The sequence below is a fragment of the Blautia intestinihominis genome (assembly GCF_040096655.1).
Lineage (GTDB): Bacteria > Bacillota > Clostridia > Lachnospirales > Lachnospiraceae > Blautia_A > Blautia_A intestinihominis.
Genome location: NZ_JBBMEI010000208.1, coordinates 1 through 608, shown reverse-complemented (window position 1 = coordinate 608; position 608 = coordinate 1). Strand labels below are relative to the sequence as shown.

Genomic DNA, 608 nt, shown 5'->3' with positions numbered 1-608 from the left:
GGTTACTCGGTCAATCCCTATGTGGGCTGTACACATGCCTGCAAGTATTGCTATGCTTCTTTTATGAAGCGCTTTACCGGGCACAAGGAGGAATGGGGCACTTTCCTTGATGTGAAGCATTGGCCGGAAATTAAAAATCCGAAGAAATATGCCGGACAGCGGGTGGTCATCGGTTCTGTGACAGATGGCTACAATCCACAGGAGGAGCAATTCGGGAATACCAGAAAACTTCTGGAGCAGCTGATCGGCAGTGACGCAGATATTCTGATCTGCACAAAGTCAGATCTTGTGGTACGGGATATTGATCTGATGAAGAAGCTTGGACGTGTAACCGTTTCATGGTCGATCAACACACTAGATGAAAATTTCAAGAACGATATGGATTCTGCTTCGAGCATTGAGCGCCGTATCTCTGCTATGAAGCAGGTATATGAGGCAGGTATCCGTACAGTCTGTTTCGTATCCCCGGTATTCCCCGGTATCACGGATTTTGAAGCAATCTTTGAGCGGGTAAAGGATCAGTGCGATCTATTCTGGCTCGAAAATCTCAATCTTCGAGGCGGTTTCAAAAAGACAATTATGGATTATATCGCCGGAAAATATCCTGA

General features: G+C 46.1%; 1 protein-coding gene. It reads left to right on the top strand.

Features of this window, described 5'->3' with window-relative positions; translation table 11 throughout:
- Positions 1-608: radical SAM mobile pair protein B (locus WMO75_RS19725; protein WP_349078880.1), on the top strand; the 608-nt coding region annotated here is incomplete at both ends.